Raw genomic sequence first — 20,666 nt, 5'->3', positions numbered from 1 at the left:
TCCCAACCTGCTTGCGTCACGGAGTGGCGATGCGCGGCTGCGACGCGACCTCCACGAAGCCATCCTGTTCCAATGCGGCAACGAGTCCGCTTCTGTTCTCCAGGTCTTCAATTGGCATGGTGGTAAAAATCGTGGCGTACTCGGCAGAGGCTGCTCTCAGGGTCTGCATCCACCTTTCCCGTACCGCCACGTCAAGAGTGATGCCAGCACTCTTGGCAATCGCCTCATTTGTGAGCCAGCTCCAGCAGCGGGGTGGTGCAGAGGGCCAATCGCCGTACTCGCCATTGCGCCACGCTTCTCCAGTGAGGTGAGCGGCGTCCAGCCAGGGTTGCAAGGCGTTCAGGGTTTTGCGAAAGCAACGCAGGTCGGTCTCGTCATCCACGTGGAATGTCGCGATGGCATGTTCGGGGTCAGCGATCCGAACATGCAGTCGGGCATCCAGCAACGGAATGCCCTGCTTTTTCGTCAGGTCGGTGATCAGTGCTTGGGCGGGATGATGGCGATCAAGCCCGTTGCGGGCTATGGATGCCTCGTACAGGGCCCCTGCTGCGTACATCGGCCTCAACTTCTCGGCCCGCCTGTTTCCAGGGAAGTACCTCTCAGCGAGCCTTCGCCAGTTCTCGTAGTCCACGCTCGATGTCACGTCCCTAAGTGTCCGGCCTGAGGCATTGCGCTTGATCCTGCGCATGGCCGGCAAAAGCCGCAGACCGCGGATCAGGCCGATTCCGTCACCGGTCACAACGCCCTCTCCGCTGAGTAGCGCGTCAGCGCTTTCCATGGCCTTGCGAACCCCGTCGCCGTCGAACCGTAGATTGCGATGCAACGGCTGGACAGTGCCCAGTACCTTCAGCGTCGTAGTGTCTTTGACGAAGGTCCAGATCCGTGGCCCGGCGTCGGGATGTGCGGCGGCGACGGCGGGCAAGTCGGTGGGCGCGCCCGGTTCGAGTGCAACGGCACCTTCAACAGCACACGCCTGCTGAATGAACAGGAGTGCGGCAAGCGATGCCTGGATGATTGTGCTCATTGGCATTGCTCCTGGCAAGCCAGTTCAATTGCCACAGGCGGCGCACGGAGTATGGGGTTGACGTCTCGAATGCAGCGCCATGTGGGTTCCACGTCAGAAGGATCCATCACAGGAAAGGGTGACCTGGATGCGTAGTGGCCAAGAGCGTACTGCCAGTGGGTCGGGTTCTCCGCCATTATGGTTTCAAAGAACTCAAACATTTTCAGCGTGGCGCCGTAGTCAGAAGCTTGTGTCAGTGCCCTGTCTGCCCTGTCTGCCGGAAGTCCTGTTGAGACGCCTTTCCCGAACAGCGTGCTGAACCTCAGTGGTCCTTCATGGCGCGCTATGGCCGGGATGAGTGATGCGCCGGACCGTCGTGCCAAGCTGGCGGTTCCCAGTGGAATCTCCAGCTGTCTCTTCAGGAAGGGAATGACATATGCATGCTGCTCGTCCGGACAGACATCCGGCATTGTGATGAGGATGGCCCCAGTCTTCAACGCGCGAACTGCGGTTGCCAGACCTCGCGAATCAGCGTGTAGTCTCTTCGCGCGGCAAGTCGCGTCTCCGAACAGAATCCCGGAAAGCTCATCGAAGAGCACGTTTCCTGGGTGATGTTCCGGACTGCCATACAGCATGTAGATGTCGCGCCTCTCCCGGAAGTGCTCCATCAGGTTGATCGCAGTCACTACGTAATGACCGTAATGGGGGAGCGCAATCACAACGCCCTGTCCGTCTTCCAGGCGGACAGAGAGCTTCGAGTAATCGGTAGTATCAAGTGACCGGGCGAGGCGTAGAAGAGAAGGTCCATCAGAGCGTCGTAGCGCCGATGAGATCAACTTTTTCTCTGCATAGAGTCGGTAATACCCACCAATACGGGTGCGCGATTCCGCGCATGCTGACCGGAGCGAAGCTCGATCAATGTCAGTGAGTGGGAGTTCAAGCCACGCCTCGAGTGTCTTGTTAGGTTGCGTCATATGTTCGACAGCAAGTAGTCCAAGGCGTAAGACGGCGTACAAGCCATGAAGGGTCAGTCGCTCGATATGCACTTCGTTCGGGCCTCCGTAAGCTGGCGGTTGAGGTTGTCCAGGTGCGTTCGATCAGCGTTCGCGTGAGTCGCGCCCAAATGAAGAATGGAAGAGTGGAACAGACGGATCTGGCGCCGCGCAGTCTCGCCTCTCCATTCTGGTGTGCGGCGGTTCTGGAGTTCCTTGGCGAGCCATGCGTCGCCGAGATCCGCACATGCATCAAGATGTTCCCAGATTGCCGCCAGTACCTGCTCGGCCTTTGCGGCCGGGGCGGTCTCGGTATAGCCGGACCTGGCCTGCGCTAGCAGTTTGAAGCCATGTATTCCGTTCAGGACCAGCTCCAGGCCCGAGAGGTATCTACGCTGATGCCCTCTTGACACAAGTACGGGTGCAGTGACCGGGCAGCAAAGTTGGTCGGTGAAGATTACGATTCGTTGGGGTGGCTGCGGGTTATCAAGGCGATCGAGCAGTACTCGTGGACTTACGGCGCCGCCAGTTCCATCCGCTACCCCGGCGTCCACCTGTCCCTTGTTCGACATGTCCCGAGCCTGCTCAACGTTTACTGGCGTGGAAGCAAGCAGCATGGATACGGGTTCGGACGCGGCGCTCTGGAGTGCAGTTGCGATGTCAAAGTGCATTGATGTCATGGCATGGCCTCCAACTTCGGGACTTGATTGACTCGAGGGGACAGCGCACGGAGGATCCCGTGCGCTGCTTGACATCAGCGGTGGGCGAGCCGCTTGTTCTCGTAGTTGTTGGATCCGCAGCAGTCGCTTGTCATCGCCACGACGCGGGGCTTTGCCTGTTCGCTGGAAAACGCTTGGTTGATTCGCGTTGCGGAGGTGTCTGCTCTGCGCAGAGCGGCCGACAGCTGCTGGCTCAGAGTGGCGGCGTTGGCTTCTTTCATGGAGTTCTCCTTGGTAGATGACTTGCCGTTTGATTGGCATCGCTGACGTGGGTATTCAGCTCTCATCAGCATGGGCCCGTCGGTCATGCTGCCCTATCGGTAGGTGCTGACTGTTCAGTGGGAATTTTCCGCTCGCTGCTGTTGGATGTTCCCTACGAACAAAGAAAAACGGCCCGATTCTCATCGGGCCGTTTCTTGTCGCGTCCGACCAACTGTCGGCACACACCAACGTGCGTGAGTGCGCTTACTCGATCGGCTGGTCCAGCATCAGCTGCCGGGCGAAGCGCACCGGCGGGGCGCCGTAGGACAGCATCTGGTCGTGGTAGGCCTTCAGTTTGAACTTGTCGCCCTGCTTTTCCTGTACCGCCTTGCGCGTGTCGAAGTGTTCCTGCGCGCCGACGAAGTAGGTCGGCAGCTGCGCCGAGGTCAGCTGTGCGCGCACCCACTTGCCCGATGCCTCGCTTTCCTGCTGGAACGCATCGTGGGTCATCAGCTGCATCGCCTGCTCGCGCGTCCAGTTGTCCACGTGCACGCCCTGGTCCAGGATCGCGTTGGAGATCGTGCGCAGGTAGAACTTCAGCTGCACCAGGTGGAACAGCGGATCGTTGTCCAGGTAACCCTGTTCCTGCATCATCCGCTCGGTGTACACCGCCCAGCCTTCGGCGAACAGGCCCGAACGCAGCACCGCGCGCAGCGTGGACGGGAACTTGCCCGAATGCCAGCCTTCCAGGTAGTGGCCCGGCGTGCCTTCGTGGATGCTGAGCAGGTGGATCATGCGGCTGTTGTATTCGCGCAGGAACGAATCGACCTGCTTGTCGGTCCAGTCGTCCGGAATCGGCGACACCGCGTAGAAGGTCTTCAGGTTCTTGTCCAGCGGGCCCGGCGAATCGCAGTAGGCCACGGCCACGCCGCGCTGGAATTCGGGCATCAGGATGATGTCCACCGGCGCATCGGGCAGGGTCATCAGGTCATGCTTGCGCACGAACTCGGTGGACTGCGCCAGCGCGGCCTTGGCATCATCGACCACCTTGTCGCGCGCCGGCTTGTCGGCGTAGGCCAGTTCCAGCGCCGCTTCGATCGCGGCCTGCTGCTGTTCGTCGCTCGGATTGGCCGGCAGCGCCGGGGCGCCCGGCTTGCCGTTCAGCACCGTCTGCGCGATGCCGTACATGTCCTGGCGCACGCGCTTGAGTTCGGCACGGGCACGTTCGCCGATCTCGGCGCGCGACAGCGACGAGTTCAGCGCGAACTTCAGCTTCTGGTCGTACAGCTCGGCACCGATGCGGAAATCGCCCTTGGCGTTCGGCACCAGGGTCTTGTCCAGCCACGTCTGCTGCTCGTCCACTGCCTTCTTCAGGCCGTCGATGGCGGCCTGCAGGCGCTTGCCGTCTTCGGCCGGCAGTTCGCCGATGTGCGGGGTGATGAAGGTATCGACGATGCTGAGGATGCCCTTGTTCTGCTTGGCCACCGTTTCAGCATGGATCTTCGGCACGCGGGCCGGGTCCAGGTTCTCGCGGGCCTGGGCGAAGATCTGCGGCAGCTTCTCCATGCGCGCGGTGGCCGACTTCAGGCGCTCGGGCAGCGGCGCGAATTCACGGGCCATCAGGCCGTACAGCGCACTGCCGGCGGTGCCGTTGTAGATCTGCGGGTCCCACTTGGACGCCTGCAGCACTTCAGCGTTCCAGATCTCGGACTGCAGCTGGTTGCGCAGGATGGCTGCGTCCACCTGGTTTTCGCGCGAGAGCTTGCTCACCTCGACCTTGTCCAGTTCGCCGAGCAGGCCCTTGTAGGCGGTCAGCATCTTCTGCTGGCCGGCCGCGCTCAGGTCGTCGATCTCGCTGTCGTAGCGGTGGTCGCCGATCTGGGTGGCGCTGATCGGGGACAGCTGCATCCAGGTGTCCAGGGCGCGCTTGGACAGGTCGGCGAAGGCGGCGTCCACGGCCGCATCGGCGGCGGGGGCGGTTGCCGCGGTACCGGCCGGGGCGGTGGGGGCGTCGGCCTGCTGGCAGCCACCCAGGGCGGCGATCAGGGCGAGGGCAAGAAGATGCTGGCGCATCGGCGATCCTGTGATGTGGACAATCGCCCAGCATAGGCGCTGCCGCCGGGGTGCCGCCCGTGCCATTGGATTACCATGGGCCTTTCCCGCCGGGAGGTGTGCCATGCAGTACCAAGGAAGCTGCCATTGCGGGCAGATCGCGTTCGTGGTCCAGGCCGATGCACCCATCACCGAGGTCGTGGACTGCAACTGCTCGCTGTGCCGGCGGCGCGGCGGGCTGCTCTGGTTCGGCCCTCGCGCGGCGCTGACCCTGAACACGGACCCGGCTGCGCTGGCCACCTACCAGTTCAACAAGCACCACCTGCAGCATCATTACTGCCGCGACTGCGGCATTTCCCCGTTCAGCGAGGGCGTGGACCCGCGCAGCGGGCAGGCGATGGTGGCGGTGAACGTGCGCTGCCTGCCCGGGCTGGAACTGGGTGGGCTGAAGATCAATTTCTACGATGGAGCCAGCGTGTGACGACAGGGACGATGTGGCGCGGTTGCGCCGTGGCAGGGATGCTGCTGCTGGTACTTGCCGGATGCAGTGGCAAGCAGCACGCGGAGATGGCCAGTGCCGCTGCGGCCGGCGCGGTGGCCTCGCCGGAGGGCGCGGCGCTGGCGTATGAGCACGAGGTGGACATCCAGCTCGATGCCGCGCAGATCGGACCGCGGGTGAAACAGATCAGCGAGGCCTGCCAGTCCAGCAGGTTCGGAGACTGCGCCGTGCTGCAGGTCGGCCAGCAGGGCGGCGAGTATCCGTCCGGCTCGATCCGGGTGCGGATCGCGCCCAAGGGCGTGGAACCGCTGATCGGCCTGGCCGGGCAGGGCGGCGACGTCGCCTCGCGCAACACCCAGGCCGAAGATCTCGCCCAGCAGGTCGCGGATACCGCGCTGACCAAGGCGCGGCTGCAGAAGGAACACGAACGCCTGCTGGCCTACCAGGACGACAAGGGCATCAAGGTGGCCGACCTGCTGGTCATCACCCAGCGGATGTCCGAGATCGAGGCAGGGCTGGAGCAGGCCAACAAGGATGCCGCCAACCAGCGACGCCGGATCGACACCCAGCTGCTGACGCTGCGCTTCCAGACCCCGTCGGGCCAGCGCAGCCGCAGTGAAATCGGCGAGGCGTTCAGCGAATTCGGCGCCACCCTCACCAGCAGCGTGGCCTTCGTGATCCGCGCCGTGGCGGCACTGTTGCCGGTCACGCTGGTGCTGTGGCTGGTGGGTTGGGTCGGCCTGAAGCTGTGGCGCCGCCGCCGCCGGGGTTCGTCCGTGCCGTGACCCGTATGCACCAACGGTGCATACCTACCGGTGGGTTGCCACGTCAGCCCTCGTCGGTTTCGTATTCGACGAACACATCCAGTTCCAGCGCCAGCTCCTGCACCGCATCGCGCACCTTCTGCGCGGTGCTTTCATTGCCGACCTCGACTTCCAGCTCATGCGTGCCCGGGCCGATGTCATCGGACAGGCCGGCCGAGCTGGAATCGTCATCGTCCATGTGCGGCATCAGGTCGTCGGTTTCCTCGACGTGCTCGATGCCCTCGATGCCCTGGAGCAGGTCGCTGATGGCGCGCGCATCGTCTTCGGTACCGGTGATCCTGAGTCGCAGCATGGCCATGGGAAGGTCTCGTGGGAGTGGGGATTCCACCGTAGCGATGCGCCGGGCAAAAGCGGGTGAATGTCCGTCACCCGGCCGGCGGCAACCCCAACAGTTCATCCGGCAACGCCGGTACCGGCGTGCGTTCGTCCTGGGCTTCGCGTTTGAGCCAGTCCATGAACGCGACCGCCGTCGGGCTCAGCGGCCGGTGTTCGGCGTGCACGATGTAGTACGCATAGCGCGCCTTCAACGCCGGCCCGGGCAGGCGCACCAGTTCGTAGCGCTGCAGGTACGGCTGGGCGATGTGCTTGCGCGCCAGCACCGCGCCGATGCCATACACCGCCGCACGCATCGCATCGGTGCTGTCGCTGAAGATGTGCTGCGCGGTCAGGTCCAGGCCGCGCACCCCGGCGGCCCGGAACCAGTCGCGCCAGCCCTGCGGCGACATGTCGCTGACCAGCGGCAGGGTGGCGATCTGCGCGGGCTCGCGCAGCGCCGACACCCCGGGCAGGGCGGGTGATGCCACCGGGCACAGCTCGTCGTCCATCAGGTGGTGGGCGGCCAGGCCCGGCCACTGGCCCAGCCCGTAGCGGATGCCCAGTTCCGGTCCGTTCTCGTCGAAGCGCACCAGTTCGCTGCTGGTCTGCAGTTCGATGCGCATGCGCGGGTGCAGACGGGTGAAGCGCGGCAACCGCGGCACCAGCCAGCAGTAGGACAGGGAGCGCAGGGTGGTGATCCGCAGCGGCACCACATCGGCCTGCGGATGCAGGTTGCCGGCCACCGCGTTGATGTCGCTCAGGGCGGCTGCTGCGGCATCGGCCAGCTGGCGGCCCTCGGCGGTCAGGCGCACCCCACGGGCGTGGCGCTGGAACAGCACCGTGCCCAGCAGCGATTCCAGCCGCCGCACGTGATGGCTGACCGCGCTGGCAGTGAGGTGCAGTTCCTCGGCGGCGTGGGCGAAATTCTGGTGGCGCGCGGCAAGCGCGAACACCCCCAGCGCGGGTAGCAGGGCAGGGCGCAGGATCATGGCGAGACCCAAATCATATTTGTGGCTTGCAGGGATACTACGCGCTTGTCGGCGCCTCGCGGCAGGTAGATGCTGCGTGTCTGATTCCTGGAGCCCGCGCCATGTTGCTGCCCGTCCCCGTTGCCGTCGCCGCCTGTTCCTGCCGTGCCGGGGGCCGCCCGTGAGCGGCGCGCCGGTGAGTGCGGGGGCGATCGAGCGCGACTGGCGCACCCCGCTGGAGTTGACCGTGCTGGGTGCGATCTGGGGGTGCTCGTTCCTGTTCATGCGCGTGGCGGTGCCGTCGTTTGGCCCCTATGCGCTGGTGGAAGTGCGGCTGCTGCTGGGCGCGCTGGTGCTGCTGCCGTTCCTCTGGCAGGCACGCGCGCAGTTCCCGGCCAGGCGCTGGTTGTGGCTGGTGCCGATCGGCCTGATCAACTCCGCCATTCCTTTCGTGCTGTTCGCCTGGGCCGCGCAGCGCGCACCGGCGGCGATCGGGGCGATCTGCAACGCGATGACCGTGCTGTTTGCCGCGCTGATCGCGTTCCTGTTCTTCGGCGAGAAGATCGGCATGCGCCGCGCGATCGCGCTGTTGGTCGGCTTCGGTGGCGTGGTGGTACTGGCCACGGCCAAGGTGTCCGGGCTGAGCATCGGCGCGGCGGTGATTGCCGGTTCGCTGGCCGCCTTGCTGTACGGGTTGGGCGTGAACCTGGTCAAGCGCCACATGACCGGGCTGCCGCCGGCGGCGTCGGCCGGTGCCACGCTGGGCAGTGCGGCGTTGCTGATGCTGCCGCTGGCGCTGACCCACTGGCCTGACGCGCCGATTCCCGCCGTGTCGTGGGCCTGCGCGATCGCGCTGGGCGTGGTCTGCACCGGCTTCGCCTTCCTGATGTTCTACCGCCTCATCGCGCGCATCGGCCCGGCGCGCGCCTCCACCGTGACCTACCTGGTGCCGATGTTCGGTGCGCTGTTCGCCTGGTTGTTCCTGGGCGAGCCGGTGACCTGGGCGATGGTGGTCGCCGGCGCGTTGATCCTCGGCAGCGTGGCCGCCAGCCAGAAGCGCTGACGCGACGCGGCATCCATTACCGCACGGGCACGGGGATGTTGCACAGATCGATATGCCCGGCGGCGCGCTTGTAGAAGTCGTCCACGCGGTTGCGCCGTGCTTCGACCGTATCGGCGAAGGTCTTCGAATCGGTACGCAGCACCTGCAGCGTGGGCCGCTGCGCCTCCGGCAGGTCGCTCACCCGCTGGATCGAGCGGATCGCGGTGCGCTGCGCCGGGTCGGCGTAGAAGCCCATCGGCGCCGGCCCGCGCGGCAGCGCGCTGAGCAGTTCCATGCCCTTGAGCACCCGGCCGACGACGGTGATGTTGCGGTCCAGCTGGCGCGGCGACTGGCCGGTGACCACGTACAGCTCGGCGCCGATGCTGCTGTCTTCCTCGTTGTTGCGGCCGGCACCCAGCGCGCCGTAGCAGTGCGCCAGCCAGGTCTTGCCGTCCTTCGCATCCTGGCCGACCGGGAAGCCGTCCACGAAGCCGGTACGCTCGGCCCAGCCGTCGCGGTCCGGCAGCAGGCTCACCTTCAGGCCTTTGCTGTCGCGCTGGAACTCGGCCGGCAGCTTGCGCTTGGCGCTGCCCAGCGGCTTGGCCTTGGCCGCGTCGTCGGCATCGGCATCACCGAACTGCACCACGAAGTTGTCCTGCGCGCGGTAGATGCTTTCGCCGTCCCAGAAATGCTCATGGGCCAGGGTCTGGATGTTGGCCACGTGCTGCGGCGCGAAAGCCGGGGCCAGCTCGATCAGCACCTCACCGGCATCCAGCTTCATCACCAGCAGGTTGGCCGGGTCCGGCGTGCGCCAGTCGCTGGCCGGCGATGCTTCCAGGATCTGCTGCGCGCTGCGGTAGGGCGTGGCCGCCGTGGCGACGCCCGGCAGCAGGCAGGAAAGGGCAAGCGCGAGCAGGGCAGGACGGCGTGGCGACATGGTGGTTACCCGGATGGACGAACCCCGATTCTGCGCGAGTGGACGCCTTGGCGCCATGCGGGTTTGGCAATGCCGCCCGGTCATGCGTCACCATGTGGCTTTCGACGCAGGGATGCCCAGATGCGATGGATTTTTGGACCGATCAAGACCCATACCCCGCCACCGACCGGGTTGCGGGAGCAGGTGGTAGGGATGTTGCAGCAGTTCGCTCCAACGGAGGTGGACCCGCTGGAATGGCTGAGCGTCCAACCTCCGCAGGCGCTGGCCAGGCTTGAACAACGCCTGCGCGGTTATGCGGTCGTCCATGCCGAGCCTGATGTTCTCCTGCGACACAGTGTATTGCCAGGGGTGAGCCCTGACCTGCGCAGTGCTGCGTTGTTCCTTGCCTGCGCAAGTCGAAGCGGGCATGTACGCCAGCAAGCGCTGATGATCCTGCCGACACTGCCGGGCCGCCTTCAGTTGGCTGCTGCGTTGCTGCGCTGCAATGACTGGGTCCACGTGGTTCGCGAGGCCGCGCACGCGGCGGTGATGGCGCTGCTGGCCCGGTGCGAGCCGAAGGACGTCCATGCCGTCTGGCCCTTGGTGGCAAGGCTGCACAACGCTGGACGGGTGGACCGGGAGTGGGTCACCACCACCTTGGAACTCTGGCTGTGCGCACCGCCGCAGCGTCTGCTTCTTGAATCGCTGCTGGCGCACCGTGATGCGCCCACGCGTATTCACGCCTATCGCCTGGCCTTGGACCAGAACCCAGTCTGGGCACACCCTCTACGGAAACGTGCGCTGCACGATGGTGATCCGCAAGTGGCGCGCTTGGCATTTCGCCACCTTCTCGCGCATGCCGGGCAAGAGGAAATTGTCCTGCTCTGTCGACACGCCCTGCGTGCGCCGTCAGGGCAGGTGCGTGTAAGCGCGCTGAGAGCACTTGTCGAACGGCAGGTGGAGGACCTGCCCGCCATCCTGGAGGACGCGGTGTTCGATCGTGCCGGCGCGGTACGCACCCTGGCAACCTGGCTGCGCGCGCGGACAGGGCTCTCCCCCAGCGTGGCACTGTGGCGCGATGAACTGGATACCGGCAGGCGCGGGCTGAGGCGTTTCGCGCTGGAGGGACTGGCCGATCATGCCGAAGCCGAAGACGCGGTGCGTTTCCATGCAGCCCTACCCACCTTGGGGGCCGCGGGGCAGCGCACCTGCGTGCGAGGACTGATCAAGGCAGAGGGCGGCGTGGGCCTTGGCGTGCTGCTCGCTTCCCTGGAGATTGCCAACGCTTCTCTGGAGTTCTGCATTGCACGCGCCACTCCCCTATGGCCGAGCGATCTTACGACTGAGTTGCTGGGGGACATCGGGCAACGGGAGATGTCCGGCATGGCGCGGGCGCGATTGCTGCGACGCCTGCAGATCCTGCCACGGTGGCGGCATCTCGAAATGTTGCTGGACTACCGCCCATCCGAAATGGATGGGCAGCGATGGCGGGCCGATCTGGTCGACAACTGGGTCAAGGACAGCGCGCAGTACACGCCGATCAGCCGGGAACGGCGTCAGGCGCTGCTGGAACGCATCCGTGGGCAAGCGGATGGGCTGGACATCGGTCAGTCAGATCGGGTGGCGCAGGCCGTCGAATCCGCCTGAAAGGCGCCTGCCGCTGGGCAGGGTGACTAACGGCACGTTCGCTATAGCTGACTTCGCACTAGTGTTGACTCCACGCTAGTTGGAGGACGGTCATGAGCGACCACGAGGCCCACCTGAAGAAGTTCCAGAAGGAGCTCAGCGCCGGCACGGTTTCGCTGGCCCTGCTGGCGGTGCTGGCCCGGACCGGCGAGCCGCTGTACGGCTACCTGATCGCCAAGGAGCTGGAGCGGGTCGGGGAGGGCGTGCTGAGCGGCAAGCAGAGTGCGCTGTACCCGGTGCTGCGCAACCTTGAAGGGGCCGGGCTGCTGGAAAGCCAGATCGAACCGTCGGTGGCCGGGCCACCGCGACGTTACTACCGCATCAATGAGCGCGGCCGGCAGGTGCTGGAGCAGTGGACCCAGGCCTGGCGTGCCACCCGAGATTCCGTTGATTCCGTGCTGGAAGGGGTACTGCAATGAACGAAGAAAGCATGAGGGGCGGTGGCCTGCCCACCACCATCGGGCAGTATCTGGCGCAGCTGCGCGCGGCCCTGCACGACGCCGACCCGGCGATGGTGCAGGACGCGCTGTACGACGCCGAGGAATACCTGCGTTCGGAGCTGGCCGCCCAGCCCGGGCGCAGCGAAGCCGAGGTGATTGCCGACGTGGCCGGCAGCTATGGCGCGCCGGAGGAAGTGGCCGAGATCTACCGCGAAACCGAAATCACCGTGAACCGCGCGCTGCGTACCCCCAGTGCCAGCGTGCGGCCGATCGCCCGGGTGGTGCCGGCGCAGGTGGCACCGGGTGTAGCCGCCGCAGCGGCTGCAGCGGCTGCAGCGGGGAGCGAAGCGCCGCCCAGCGATCGGGTTCCGCCGCACCGCTCGGCGCTGGCACGCTTCTTCGGTGTGGCGCTGGAACCGCGCACGTACGGCGCGCTGTTCTACATGCTGCTGTCGCTGGCGACCGGCATCTTCTTCTTCACCTGGGTGATCACCGGCTTGTCGCTGTCGCTGGGGCTGCTGATCCTGATCATCGGCATTCCGCTCACGGTGCTGTTCTTCGGCTCGGTGCGTGGGCTGGCGCTGCTGGAAGGGCGGCTGGTGGAAGTACTGCTGGGCGAGCGCATGCCGCGCCGGCCGCGTTACGCAGACCGCAGCCGCAGCTGGCTGCAGCGCATCGGCGACATGTTCACCGATGGACGCACCTGGCTGACGATGCTGTATTTCATGCTGATGCTGCCGCTGGGCATCATCTACTTCACTGTGGCGGTCACGCTGCTCACCGTGTCGCTGGTCTTCATCTGGGCGCCGGTTGCCTCGATGTTCGCGTTGGGCGCGCCGAGCCTGTACTTCGAGAGCGAACTGGTGGTGCTGCCGCTGTGGGCCACCCCGGCGCTGGCGGTACTGGGCGTGGTGATCCTGTTCTGCACCATGCACCTGGCGCGCATCATCGGCCACCTGCACGGACAGATGGCCAAGCACCTGCTGGTGCGCCTGTAAGTCTACCGAGAGCCGGCCAACGGCCGGCGCTACCGCCAGGCATTCGGAGCCCATGGTTGATTGATCATGATCCGGATGGGCCCGTAGCAATTCGTAGGTCCGGCCGTTGGCCGGACACCGCGCGCAGCGCGGCGCAAGCATCCGAAGCCCATGCAATGACCGTCCTGCCCATGCATCCGGCGTTTGTACCGACCGAAGACATGGGGCAGGCGGGCGTTACCCCGCCTTCTTGCGGATCGGGGTGACGTTGCTGGCGGCCTTGGCCGCCTTCTTCGGCTTCGCCGCAGCCTGCGCATTGGCGGCGAAGAAATCGCGCACCTTCGGGTACACCGTTTCGCGCCAGCGACGGCCGCTGAAGATGCCGTAGTGGCCGGCGCCCTCGACCACGAAATGCTCACGGCGCGCAGCCGGAATGCCGGTGCACAGTTCCTGCGCCGCTTCGGTCTGGCCCAGCCCGGCGATATCGTCCAGCTCGCCTTCGATGCTCAGCAGCGCGGTGCCGGTGATCGCGCCGGGATCCACCAGCTCACCCTGCACGTACCACTCGCCGCGCGGCAGCAGGAATTCCTGGAAGACCACGCGGATGGTGTCCAGGTAGTAGCGCGCCGGCATATCCAGCACTGCGTTGTATTCGTCGTAGAAACGGCGGTGCGCATCGGCATCTTCCATGTCGCCCTTGACCAGGTCGGCATAGAAATCCCAGTGCGAACTGAAGTGCCGGCTCGGGTTCATCGACAGGAACCCGGCGTGCTGCAGGAAGCCCGGGTACACGCGACGGCCCGCGCCCGGGTAACCCGGCGGCACCGTGTGGATGACGTTGTTCTCGAACCACGACAGCGGGTTCTGGGTGGCCAGGTTGTTCACCGCGGTCGGGCTGCAGCGCGCATCGATCGGGCCGCCCATCATCACCAGCGAACGCGGCGTGGTTTCACCGCGGCTGGCCATCAGCGAAACGGCGGCGAGCACCGGCACGGTCGGCTGGCACACGCTGACCACGTGCAGTTTCTCCGCACCGAGGTGGCGGATGAATTCCTGCACGTAGGCAATGTAATCGTCCAGGCTGAACTCGCCTTCGCTGCCGGGCACCATGCGCGCGTCCACCCAGTCGGTGACATACACGCGGTGGTCGCGCAGCAGGGTGCGCACGGTGTCGCGCAGCAGCGTGGCGTGGTGGCCCGACAGCGGCGCCACCACCAGCACGAACGGCTGGTTGAGCATGGTGTTGAGCTGGTCGGCTTCGTTGCTGTGGCGCTTGAAGCGCAGCAGCTTGCAGAACGGCTTGCTGACTTCTTCGTGCACCACGATCGGCACGCGCTCGCCGTCGACCTCGATTTCGTTGATGCCCCACTCGGGCTTCTCGTAATCCTTGCCGATGCGATGGAACAGCTCGTTCACCGCCGAAAGGCGGTCGGCACCGGGCATCTGCGACCACCAGTGACCCTGGTTGGCGAAGAACTTGGCGTTGGCCTGGGCCTGGTGCACCCAGGGCGCGAGCAGGTTGCGGGTCAATTCATGCAGTTGATAGAGCATGACGTCCGAATATGTATGGTCTTATGTTGCCGCGCAGCATACTCCACCCCGGCCGAAAGCGCCTTAATGGGCAGATTCGTCGCAGTCGGGCCTGAGATCAGCGTCCGCCACGTTCGAGCGCGGCGGCATGGCCGGCCAGCGCCGGTGACAGCCAGCAGTGCGAGCCCAGCGCGGTAAAGCCTTCGGCGGTGAGCTGGCGGCGGTACCAGGCCGCCGGGCGGGCTTGGAAGCCCTCGTGGTCGCCCTCGAACTCATCCTCGGCGGTGAACGCCTCCAGGAACGCCACGCCGCCGGTGAGCTCGGCGAAGCCGGCCAGGGCCGGGCGCAGCTCGCGGGTGGGCACGTAGTGCATCACGTCCGAGCAGACCAGCAGGTCCACCGGCGCGCACGGGCGCAGCCAGGCGAAATCGCCGACGCGGGCCGGGTGCAGGTTGCGGCTGCGGCCGTAGCGCTGCACCGCATAGTCGCTGCTGTCGAAGCCCATGTACTGCACGCGCGGGCGCAGCTTGAGCAGCGGCGCGCGCCAGGCGCCTTCACCGGCGCCGATGTCCAGCACGCTGCGGATCGGGCGTTCCAGGTAGTACTCGGCACTGGCCACGGCCAGCGCGACCTTGCGCGCCAGGCGCGCCGCGCCGCCGGTCTGGTCGGGCTGGTACCAACGCTGGAAGTAGGCCTGGTCGTAGGTCTTCTGCATGCGGGGACAGGGGTCGAGGACGTGGGTGCACATGGTAGCCGAGCGCGCTGCGTCAATCCGCCGCGCATGCGCTGCCCGCGTGAATCGGCCAGAATGAACGACATCCCAAGCCAGCCGCCGGAGCAAGCGCATGCAGTCCTACTACTGGGTCAAGACCTTCCACCTGCTGTTCGTGGTGGCGTGGATGGCGGCGGTGTTCTACCTGCCGCGGATCCTGGTGAACCTGAGTGAGACCGCGGGGCAGCTGCCGGTGGTAGAGCGCCTGCAGCTGATGGGCCTGCGCCTGTACAGGTTCGGCCACATGATGTTCGGCTTCGCGCTGATCCTGGGCCTGGTGCTGTGGCTGGGCTACCGCGTGATTCCGGATTTCCCGACCATGGTCGCGCCGGGCGCGGCGGGCTGGCTGCACGCCAAGCTGGGGCTGGTGGTGCTGCTGCTGGTGTACTACTCGTGGACCGGGCGGCTGCTGAAGGGCGCGGTGAAGGGCAAGGTACTGCCGTCGTCGCGCGCGCTGCGCTGGTTCAACGAGCTGCCGCTGGTGCTGTTCATCGGCGTGGTCTGGCTGGTGTTGGCCAAGCCTTTCTGAGGCACAAAAAAACCGGGCATGGCCCGGTTTTTCTTGCCACAACCGCAGCGGCCGATCAGGCCACTTCGTACGCGCCGTACCCACGCAGGCGCTCGTAACGCTTCTGCAGCAGGTCTTCGGTGGACAGCTTTTCCAGCGCGTCCAGCTCGTTGAGCAGCACGGCCTTCAGGCGCTTGGCCATCTGGTTCGGATTGCGGTGCGCACCACCGGTCGGCTCGCGCACGACCTTGTCGACCAGGCCCAGGCTCTTCAGGCGCGGCGCGGTCAGGCCCAGCTGTTCGGCGGCGTCCTTGGCCTTGCCCGCATCCTTCCACAGGATCGAGGCGCAGCCTTCCGGGCTGATGGTCGAGTACACGCTGTATTCCAGCATCACGGTGCGGTCGCCCACGCCCAGTGCCAACGCGCCGCCGGAGCCGCCTTCGCCGATCACGGTGCAGATCACCGGCACCTTCAGTTCGGCCATCTCCATCAGGTTGCGCGCGATCGCTTCGGACTGGCCGCGCGATTCGGCATCGATGCCCGGCCAGGCGCCGGCGGTGTCGATCAGGGTCAGCACCGGCAGGCCGAAGCGTTCGGCCATCTTCATCAGGCGCAGCGCCTTGCGGTAGCCCTCCGGCTTGGGCATGCCGAAGTTGCGCTTGATCTTTTCCTTGGTGTCGCGGCCCTTCTGGTGGCCGATCAGCATCACCGAACGGCCGCCGATGCGGGCCAGGCCACCCATGATGGCCTTGTCGTCGGCGAAGGCGCGGTCGCCGGCCAGCTCCTGGAATTCATCGCAGAAGATGCGGATGTAGTCGGCGGTGTAGGGGCGCGAAGGATGGCGGGCCAGCTGCAGCACCTGCCACGAGGTCAGGTTGCGGAAGATCTGCGCGGTACGCAGCCGCAGCTTGTCCTGCAGGGTGCGCACTTCGGCCTCGACATTGACCGCCGGGCCGGCGCTTGCGCTGCGCAGCTCCTGGATCTTTGCCTCCAGATCAGCGATGGGTTGCTCGAAGTCGAGGTAGTTCGGATTCATCGGAAGCCGTCGTGAAGAAAAGAGGGAAAGTGTAGCCGAATGCGTCTAAATGCCCCGTACGCCGTCGTCTGGTCGGTGCCTAGTTCGCCCATGGCGGGCTGTACCGGACTTTCAGTGTACGCACTGCCGGGTCGGCCCGCAGGGCGTCCACCAGCTGGCTGTCCACGCGCACGGCGGTCTCGCCGGCCACGTCCAGCATGCCGGCCACCGGGCCCTGCTCGGTGCCCAGCAGCAGGTCCAGGCGCAGGGGGGTGCGGCCGGGACGGTGGCGGTCGAGCAGGCCGTTCACCCGCGCCCACACCGGGTCGCCCTGGCGCAGGTCCAGGCGCAACGACAGGCGGGTGGCGTAATTGGCGCAGATTTCCTCGAAGTCCCAGCACTGGCGGATGCGCAGGGCATAGCCGCCGTTGAATTCGTCCTCGCGCAGGCCGCCCTTGACCACCAGGATGCGGTCCTTGGTCATCAGGTGGCCGAACTCGGCCAGGCCATCGGTGAACGCGCTGCACTCGACCCGGCCCTTGCCGTCCTCGAGCTGCATGAACACCTGGCTTTCGCCCTTGCGGCGCACACCGACCACCAGGCCGGCCAGGATCACCGGGGTTTCCTGGCGCCAGGCGCGCTTCTCGCCATCCTTGCTGGGCCGGGCGGGGGGAATGAGTTTTTCCAGCATGCCCAGGTCGGTGCCGACCAGTTCCTTGACGTCGTCGGCATGCGGGTCGAACGGATGGCCACTAAGGTAGAACCCCAGCGTTTCGCGTTCGCCGTCCAGCAGTTGGCCCAGCCCCCATTCCTTGGCTTCGGGCAGGTCCAGCTGCAGCGCGGTGCTGACCGGGTCGGGCGCGCCGAACAGCGAGTTCTGGCCAGAGGCCTTCTCGCGCGACATCTGGTCGGTGGCCTTGAGCACTTCAGGCAGCTGCAGCATCAGCGAGGCGCGGTTCTTGCCCAGGCCATCGAGCGCGCCGCAGTTGATCATGGCTTCAAGCGTGCGGCGGTTGAGCTTGCCCGATTCGATGCGCATGCAGAAATCCAGCAGCGAGGCGTAGCGGCCCTTGGCCAGGCGCTCATCGACCACCGCTTCGCAGGCACCCTGGCCCACGCCCTTGATGGCGCCCAGGCCGTACTGGATGGTGTCGGCGCTGGAGGCTTCGAACATGTACGCCGATTCGTTCACGCGCGGCGGCAGCACGGTCAGGCCGAGGTTGCGTACTTCGGCCAGGAAGCCTACCACCTTGTCGGTGTTGTCCATGTCCGAGGAGAGCGTGGCCGCCATGAACTCGGCCGGGTAATGGCGCTTGAGCCAGGCGGTCTGGTAGCTGACCAGTGCGTAGGCGGCGGCGTGCGACTTATTGAAGCCGTAGCCGGCGAACTTCTCCATCAAGTCGAAGATTTCGTCGGCCTTGGGGCCGTCGACGCCGCCCTTGGCCGCACCCTCGCGGAAGATCTCGCGGTGCTTGGCCATTTCGGCCGGCACCTTCTTGCCCATCGCGCGGCGCAGCAGGTCGGCGCCGCCGAGCGAGTAACCGCCGACGATCTGCGCCATCTGCATCACCTGCTCCTGGTACACCATGATGCCGTAGGTGTCTTTCAGGATCGCTTCGGTACGCGGATCGGGGTAGATGATTTCTTCCTGGCCGTGCTTACGCGCGTTGAAGGAGGGAATCAGGTCCATCGGGCCGGGGCGGTACAGCGACACCAGCGCGATGAGGTCTTCGAAGCGGTCGGGGCGCGCGTCCTTCAGCAGGCGGCGCATGCCCGAGGATTCGAACTGGAACACCGCACCGGTGTTGCCGTTGGCGAAGATGTCCTTGTAGGTGGGGGCATCGTCGAGCGGCAGCGCGGTGATGTCGACCGGCGGAATGCCGGCGCGGGCGTGGCGCTTGTTGATCGCCTTGACCGCCCAGTCGATGATCGTCAGCGTGCGCAGGCCGAGGAAGTCGAACTTCACCAGGCCGATTTCTTCGACGTCGTTCTTGTCGAACTGGGTGACCGGGTTGCGGCCACGGCCGCCTTCATCGTGTTCGGCGAACAGCGGGCAGAATTCGGCCAGCGGTTCGGGCGCGATCACCACGCCACCGGCATGCTTGCCGGCGTTGCGGGTAAGGTCTTCGAGCTGGCGTGCCAGGTCGATCAGGTCGCGCACGTCGTCTTCGTTCTGGTAACGCTGGATCAGCTCCGGCGATGCCATTTCCGAATCCTTGCCTTCGCCCATCGCATCCTTGAGCGAAATGCCCAGGATGTTGGGAATCAGCTTGGACACGCCATCGACCAGGCCATACGGGAAGCCGAGCACGCGCCCGGAGTCGCGCACCACGGCCTTGGCGGCCATGGTGCCGTAGGTGATGATCTGGCTGACGCGTTCGCGGCCGTACTTGCGCGCGACGTAGTCGATGACTTCGTCGCGGCGGTCCATGCAGAAGTCGATGTCGAAGTCGGGCATCGACACGCGTTCGGGGTTGAGGAACCGCTCGAACAGCAGGTTGTACGGAATCGGATCCAGATCGGTGATCTGCAGCGCCCAGGCCACCAGCGAACCGGCACCGGAACCACGGCCGGGGCCGATCGGAATGCCCTGGTTCTTGCCCCACTGGATGAAGTCGGCCACGATCAGGAAGTAGCCGGGGAAGCCCATCTTGATGATGGTGGCCAGCTCGAATTCCAGGCGCTCGACGTAATCCTCGCGGGTCTTGCCCTCGGCCAGAGGATTCTTTTCCAGGCGCGCTTCCAGGCCCTTGCGCGATTCGCTGCAGATCCAGCTGTCCAGCGTTTCGTTTTCCGGCACCGGGTAGTTGGGCAGGAAGTAGGTGCCCAGCCGCATTTCGATGTTGCAGCGTTCGGCCAGCGCCAGCGTGTTGTCGATCGCATCGGGGATGTCGGCGAACAGCGCGCACATCTCTTCGGGCGATTTGAGGTACTGCTGGTCGCTGTAATCGCGGGGGCGCTTGGGATCGTCCAGCACGCGGCCGGAGGAAATGCACACGCGCGCTTCGTGGGCGCTGAAATCGTCCGGGCGCAGGAAGCGCACGTCGTTGCTGGCCACCACGGGCAGGCCACGCTGGCCGGCGGCCACCAGGGCAAACTGGTTGAACGCTTCTTCGCCTTCGCGACCGGTACGGGTCAGTTCCAGGTGCAGGCCATCGCCGAACACGCGCTGCCAGTCGGCGAGCTGCTGCTCGGCCAGGTCATGGCGGCCTTCGCCGGCCAGGCGCCCGGCCAGGCTGTCGCGGCCGGCCAGGGCAAACAGGTTGTGGCAACCAGCCTTGAGCCAGTCGGGGTGCACGGCCACGCCGCCTTCAGGGCGGTGGCCTTCCATCCAGGCGCGGGTAAGCAGGCGCGACAGGCTGAGATAGCCTTCGCGGTCGCGGCAGAGCAGGGTCATGCGCCAGGGGGTCATGCCCTCTTCGGCGATCATGATGTCGGCACCGGCGATCGGCTTGATGCCGACCGTTTCAGCGGCCTTGTAGAACTTGACCAGCGCGAACAGGTTGTTCAGGTCGGTCACTGCCAACGCGGGCAGGTTCAGTTCGACGGCGCGGCTGAGCAGGTTGGCCTGCTTGGCCTTTTTCGGGTCAGCCTGATCCGGTTTCGCCGGGACACGGATGGTCGAATCCGCCAGCGAAAACTCGGTGTGGACGTGCAGATGTACGAAACGGGAAGTGGACATGCCGGGCCAATGTAATGCCCGGTCAGGGTAGCCGCGCGGGGCAGCCCGAACAAGGCTTGACAGGGCGTTGGGTTAAGGCCGGAGGCTTGGAGCTGAAGCCAGGGCAGATGCCGAAGCAGATGCCAAAGCCAGAGCGCTTGGGCGGTTGGGCTATCGGCTGGGGCGGCGGCGGGGGCAGGGGTACGGGACACGCCGTAAACCGCCCTCCGGGCCCCGGCCCAACCGCCAGCGGTTGGGCGTTCAGTCGCACGCGAGGCAGTGCCTCGCAAGCCGTGCGCCTTCACCCCTGGGGGCTCTCTTGCAACATCCATGTTGCAAGGAAAGGTCCCGTACCCCTGCCCCCGCCGCCGCCCCCAACGGAACATCGGCTCGCACGGGAAAGCGGGAGCAAAGGCTCTGTTCTTGACGTTCGTTGGGCACCAGCCAACTGTCAAAGGGCGGCGGCGGTGGGTTTGCGGGGGTGTGAGCCGCATGGATGCGGCGACCAAGCCTCCAGGGACGGATTCACGGCGTCCCCCGCAAACC

At 65.8% G+C, this 20,666-nt stretch carries 18 protein-coding genes and 2 pseudogenes; 8 read left to right on the top strand and 12 right to left on the bottom strand.

The window, feature by feature from the left end:
* Positions 1-16: 16 nt before the first annotated feature.
* From QMX79_RS11050 to QMX79_RS11030, 5 genes are all read right to left on the bottom strand, one after another.
* Positions 17-1,024: a TraB/GumN family protein gene (locus QMX79_RS11050; protein ID WP_282246790.1), complete on the bottom strand. Its 1,008-nt coding sequence runs from the start codon at positions 1,022-1,024 to the stop codon at positions 17-19.
* Positions 1,021-1,977: a hypothetical protein gene (locus QMX79_RS11045; protein ID WP_336618863.1), complete on the bottom strand. Its 957-nt coding sequence runs from the start codon at positions 1,975-1,977 to the stop codon at positions 1,021-1,023. Before QMX79_RS11045 ends, QMX79_RS11050 begins: the two co-directional genes overlap by 4 nt.
* Before the next feature lie 53 nt (positions 1,978-2,030).
* Complete coding sequence (locus tag QMX79_RS11040) at positions 2,031-2,675, bottom strand: hypothetical protein (protein WP_282246788.1); 645 nt, start codon at positions 2,673-2,675, stop codon at positions 2,031-2,033.
* A 74-nt stretch (positions 2,676-2,749) separates the two neighbouring features.
* The gene (locus QMX79_RS11035; protein ID WP_282246787.1) at positions 2,750-2,935 is read right to left on the bottom strand and encodes a hypothetical protein; all 186 of its coding nucleotides are present in this window, start codon (positions 2,933-2,935) and stop codon (positions 2,750-2,752) included.
* A 244-nt stretch (positions 2,936-3,179) separates the two neighbouring features.
* Positions 3,180-4,988 carry a DUF885 domain-containing protein gene (locus QMX79_RS11030; protein WP_282246786.1) on the bottom strand — a complete coding sequence of 603 codons (1,809 nt, stop codon included), beginning with the start codon at positions 4,986-4,988 and terminating at the stop codon, positions 3,180-3,182.
* A 103-nt stretch (positions 4,989-5,091) separates the two neighbouring features.
* Here QMX79_RS11030 and QMX79_RS11025 point away from each other — a divergent pair, with 103 nt between their 5' ends.
* Both QMX79_RS11025 and QMX79_RS11020 read left to right on the top strand, forming a co-directional pair.
* Positions 5,092-5,448, top strand: coding sequence for a GFA family protein (locus QMX79_RS11025; RefSeq protein ID WP_282246785.1), 357 nt, complete (start codon positions 5,092-5,094; stop codon positions 5,446-5,448).
* Between the two features lie 38 nt (positions 5,449-5,486).
* Positions 5,487-6,251: a DUF4349 domain-containing protein gene (locus QMX79_RS11020; protein WP_282246799.1), complete on the top strand. Its 765-nt coding sequence runs from the start codon at positions 5,487-5,489 to the stop codon at positions 6,249-6,251.
* Positions 6,252-6,294: 43 nt separating this feature from the next.
* Here QMX79_RS11020 and QMX79_RS11015 read toward each other — a convergent pair whose 3' ends face one another.
* Together QMX79_RS11015 and QMX79_RS11010 are read right to left on the bottom strand one after the other, a co-directional pair.
* A complete protein-coding gene (locus tag QMX79_RS11015) occupies positions 6,295-6,588 on the bottom strand; it encodes a hypothetical protein (protein WP_282246784.1) in 294 nt (97 codons plus the stop codon).
* Positions 6,589-6,655: 67 nt separating this feature from the next.
* Positions 6,656-7,594, bottom strand: a complete 939-nt coding sequence (locus QMX79_RS11010; protein WP_282246783.1) for a LysR substrate-binding domain-containing protein — start codon at positions 7,592-7,594, stop codon at positions 6,656-6,658.
* Positions 7,595-7,754: 160 nt separating this feature from the next.
* Here QMX79_RS11010 and QMX79_RS11005 point away from each other — a divergent pair, with 160 nt between their 5' ends.
* Positions 7,755-8,636, top strand: a complete 882-nt coding sequence (locus QMX79_RS11005) for a DMT family transporter (protein WP_282246798.1) — start codon at positions 7,755-7,757, stop codon at positions 8,634-8,636.
* Between the two features lie 16 nt (positions 8,637-8,652).
* On the opposite strand, the gene QMX79_RS11000 is transcribed toward QMX79_RS11005, so the two are convergent.
* Positions 8,653-9,552: a peptidylprolyl isomerase gene (locus QMX79_RS11000; protein ID WP_282246782.1), complete on the bottom strand. Its 900-nt coding sequence runs from the start codon at positions 9,550-9,552 to the stop codon at positions 8,653-8,655.
* Positions 9,553-9,744: 192 nt separating this feature from the next.
* On the opposite strand from QMX79_RS11000, the gene QMX79_RS10995 reads away from it, so the two are divergent.
* The 4 genes and pseudogenes from QMX79_RS10995 to QMX79_RS20945 all read left to right on the top strand — a co-directional run.
* Positions 9,745-11,178 (top strand): HEAT repeat domain-containing protein, encoded by a 1,434-nt coding sequence (locus QMX79_RS10995; RefSeq protein WP_282246781.1) that lies wholly within the window; start codon positions 9,745-9,747, stop codon positions 11,176-11,178.
* Between the two features lie 92 nt (positions 11,179-11,270).
* Positions 11,271-11,636: a PadR family transcriptional regulator gene (locus QMX79_RS10990; RefSeq protein ID WP_282246780.1), complete on the top strand. Its 366-nt coding sequence runs from the start codon at positions 11,271-11,273 to the stop codon at positions 11,634-11,636.
* 11 nt (positions 11,637-11,647) lie between these two features.
* Positions 11,648-11,902 (top strand): annotated as a pseudogene (locus tag QMX79_RS20950) (hypothetical protein); the annotation flags it as partial.
* A gap of 120 nt (positions 11,903-12,022) precedes the next feature.
* Positions 12,023-12,655: pseudogene (locus QMX79_RS20945) on the top strand (sensor domain-containing protein); the annotation flags it as partial.
* Positions 12,656-12,871: 216 nt separating this feature from the next.
* Here the strand turns inward: QMX79_RS20945 and phaZ are convergent.
* A complete protein-coding gene (gene phaZ / locus QMX79_RS10980; protein WP_282246778.1) occupies positions 12,872-14,185 on the bottom strand; it encodes a polyhydroxyalkanoate depolymerase in 1,314 nt (437 codons plus the stop codon).
* A gap of 97 nt (positions 14,186-14,282) precedes the next feature.
* Positions 14,283-14,879, bottom strand: coding sequence for a class I SAM-dependent methyltransferase (locus QMX79_RS10975; protein WP_282246777.1), 597 nt, complete (start codon positions 14,877-14,879; stop codon positions 14,283-14,285).
* A gap of 130 nt (positions 14,880-15,009) precedes the next feature.
* Here QMX79_RS10975 and QMX79_RS10970 point away from each other — a divergent pair, with 130 nt between their 5' ends.
* Positions 15,010-15,465, top strand: coding sequence for a CopD family protein (locus tag QMX79_RS10970; protein WP_282246776.1), 456 nt, complete (start codon positions 15,010-15,012; stop codon positions 15,463-15,465).
* Between the two features lie 55 nt (positions 15,466-15,520).
* On the opposite strand, the gene QMX79_RS10965 is transcribed toward QMX79_RS10970, so the two are convergent.
* Positions 15,521-16,480 carry an acetyl-CoA carboxylase carboxyltransferase subunit alpha gene (locus tag QMX79_RS10965; RefSeq protein WP_282246775.1) on the bottom strand — a complete coding sequence of 320 codons (960 nt, stop codon included), beginning with the start codon at positions 16,478-16,480 and terminating at the stop codon, positions 15,521-15,523.
* Between the two features lie 79 nt (positions 16,481-16,559).
* Complete coding sequence (gene dnaE, locus QMX79_RS10960) at positions 16,560-20,141, bottom strand: DNA polymerase III subunit alpha (RefSeq protein ID WP_282246774.1); 3,582 nt, start codon at positions 20,139-20,141, stop codon at positions 16,560-16,562.
* Positions 20,142-20,666 lie beyond the last annotated feature (525 nt).

Origin of the sequence: Stenotrophomonas sp. PS02300 (assembly GCF_029959395.1) — a bacterium.
GTDB lineage: Bacteria > Pseudomonadota > Gammaproteobacteria > Xanthomonadales > Xanthomonadaceae > Stenotrophomonas > Stenotrophomonas maltophilia_AD.
This window is presented reverse-complemented; position numbering and strand designations above follow the sequence as displayed.

What these genes read in the sequence shown, in the direction of transcription:
- QMX79_RS11050 (WP_282246790.1), bottom strand. Translation starts at nt 1,024, where the DNA reads ATGAGCACAATCATCCAGGCATCGCTTGCCGCACTCCTGTTCATTCAG.
- QMX79_RS11045 (WP_336618863.1), bottom strand. Translation starts at nt 1,977, where the DNA reads ATGACGCAACCTAACAAGACACTCGAGGCGTGGCTTGAACTCCCACTC.
- QMX79_RS11040 (WP_282246788.1), bottom strand. Translation starts at nt 2,675, where the DNA reads ATGACATCAATGCACTTTGACATCGCAACTGCACTCCAGAGCGCCGCG.
- QMX79_RS11035 (WP_282246787.1), bottom strand. Translation starts at nt 2,935, where the DNA reads ATGAAAGAAGCCAACGCCGCCACTCTGAGCCAGCAGCTGTCGGCCGCT.
- QMX79_RS11030 (WP_282246786.1), bottom strand. Translation starts at nt 4,988, where the DNA reads ATGCGCCAGCATCTTCTTGCCCTCGCCCTGATCGCCGCCCTGGGTGGC.
- QMX79_RS11025 (WP_282246785.1), top strand. Translation starts at nt 5,092, where the DNA reads ATGCAGTACCAAGGAAGCTGCCATTGCGGGCAGATCGCGTTCGTGGTC.
- QMX79_RS11020 (WP_282246799.1), top strand. Translation starts at nt 5,487, where the DNA reads ATGCTGCTGCTGGTACTTGCCGGATGCAGTGGCAAGCAGCACGCGGAG.
- QMX79_RS11015 (WP_282246784.1), bottom strand. Translation starts at nt 6,588, where the DNA reads ATGGCCATGCTGCGACTCAGGATCACCGGTACCGAAGACGATGCGCGC.
- QMX79_RS11010 (WP_282246783.1), bottom strand. Translation starts at nt 7,594, where the DNA reads ATGATCCTGCGCCCTGCCCTGCTACCCGCGCTGGGGGTGTTCGCGCTT.
- QMX79_RS11000 (WP_282246782.1), bottom strand. Translation starts at nt 9,552, where the DNA reads ATGTCGCCACGCCGTCCTGCCCTGCTCGCGCTTGCCCTTTCCTGCCTG.
- QMX79_RS10995 (WP_282246781.1), top strand. Translation starts at nt 9,745, where the DNA reads ATGTTGCAGCAGTTCGCTCCAACGGAGGTGGACCCGCTGGAATGGCTG.
- QMX79_RS10990 (WP_282246780.1), top strand. Translation starts at nt 11,271, where the DNA reads ATGAGCGACCACGAGGCCCACCTGAAGAAGTTCCAGAAGGAGCTCAGC.
- phaZ (WP_282246778.1), bottom strand. Translation starts at nt 14,185, where the DNA reads ATGCTCTATCAACTGCATGAATTGACCCGCAACCTGCTCGCGCCCTGG.
- QMX79_RS10975 (WP_282246777.1), bottom strand. Translation starts at nt 14,879, where the DNA reads ATGCAGAAGACCTACGACCAGGCCTACTTCCAGCGTTGGTACCAGCCC.
- QMX79_RS10970 (WP_282246776.1), top strand. Translation starts at nt 15,010, where the DNA reads ATGCAGTCCTACTACTGGGTCAAGACCTTCCACCTGCTGTTCGTGGTG.
- QMX79_RS10965 (WP_282246775.1), bottom strand. Translation starts at nt 16,480, where the DNA reads ATGAATCCGAACTACCTCGACTTCGAGCAACCCATCGCTGATCTGGAG.
- dnaE (WP_282246774.1), bottom strand. Translation starts at nt 20,141, where the DNA reads ATGTCCACTTCCCGTTTCGTACATCTGCACGTCCACACCGAGTTTTCG.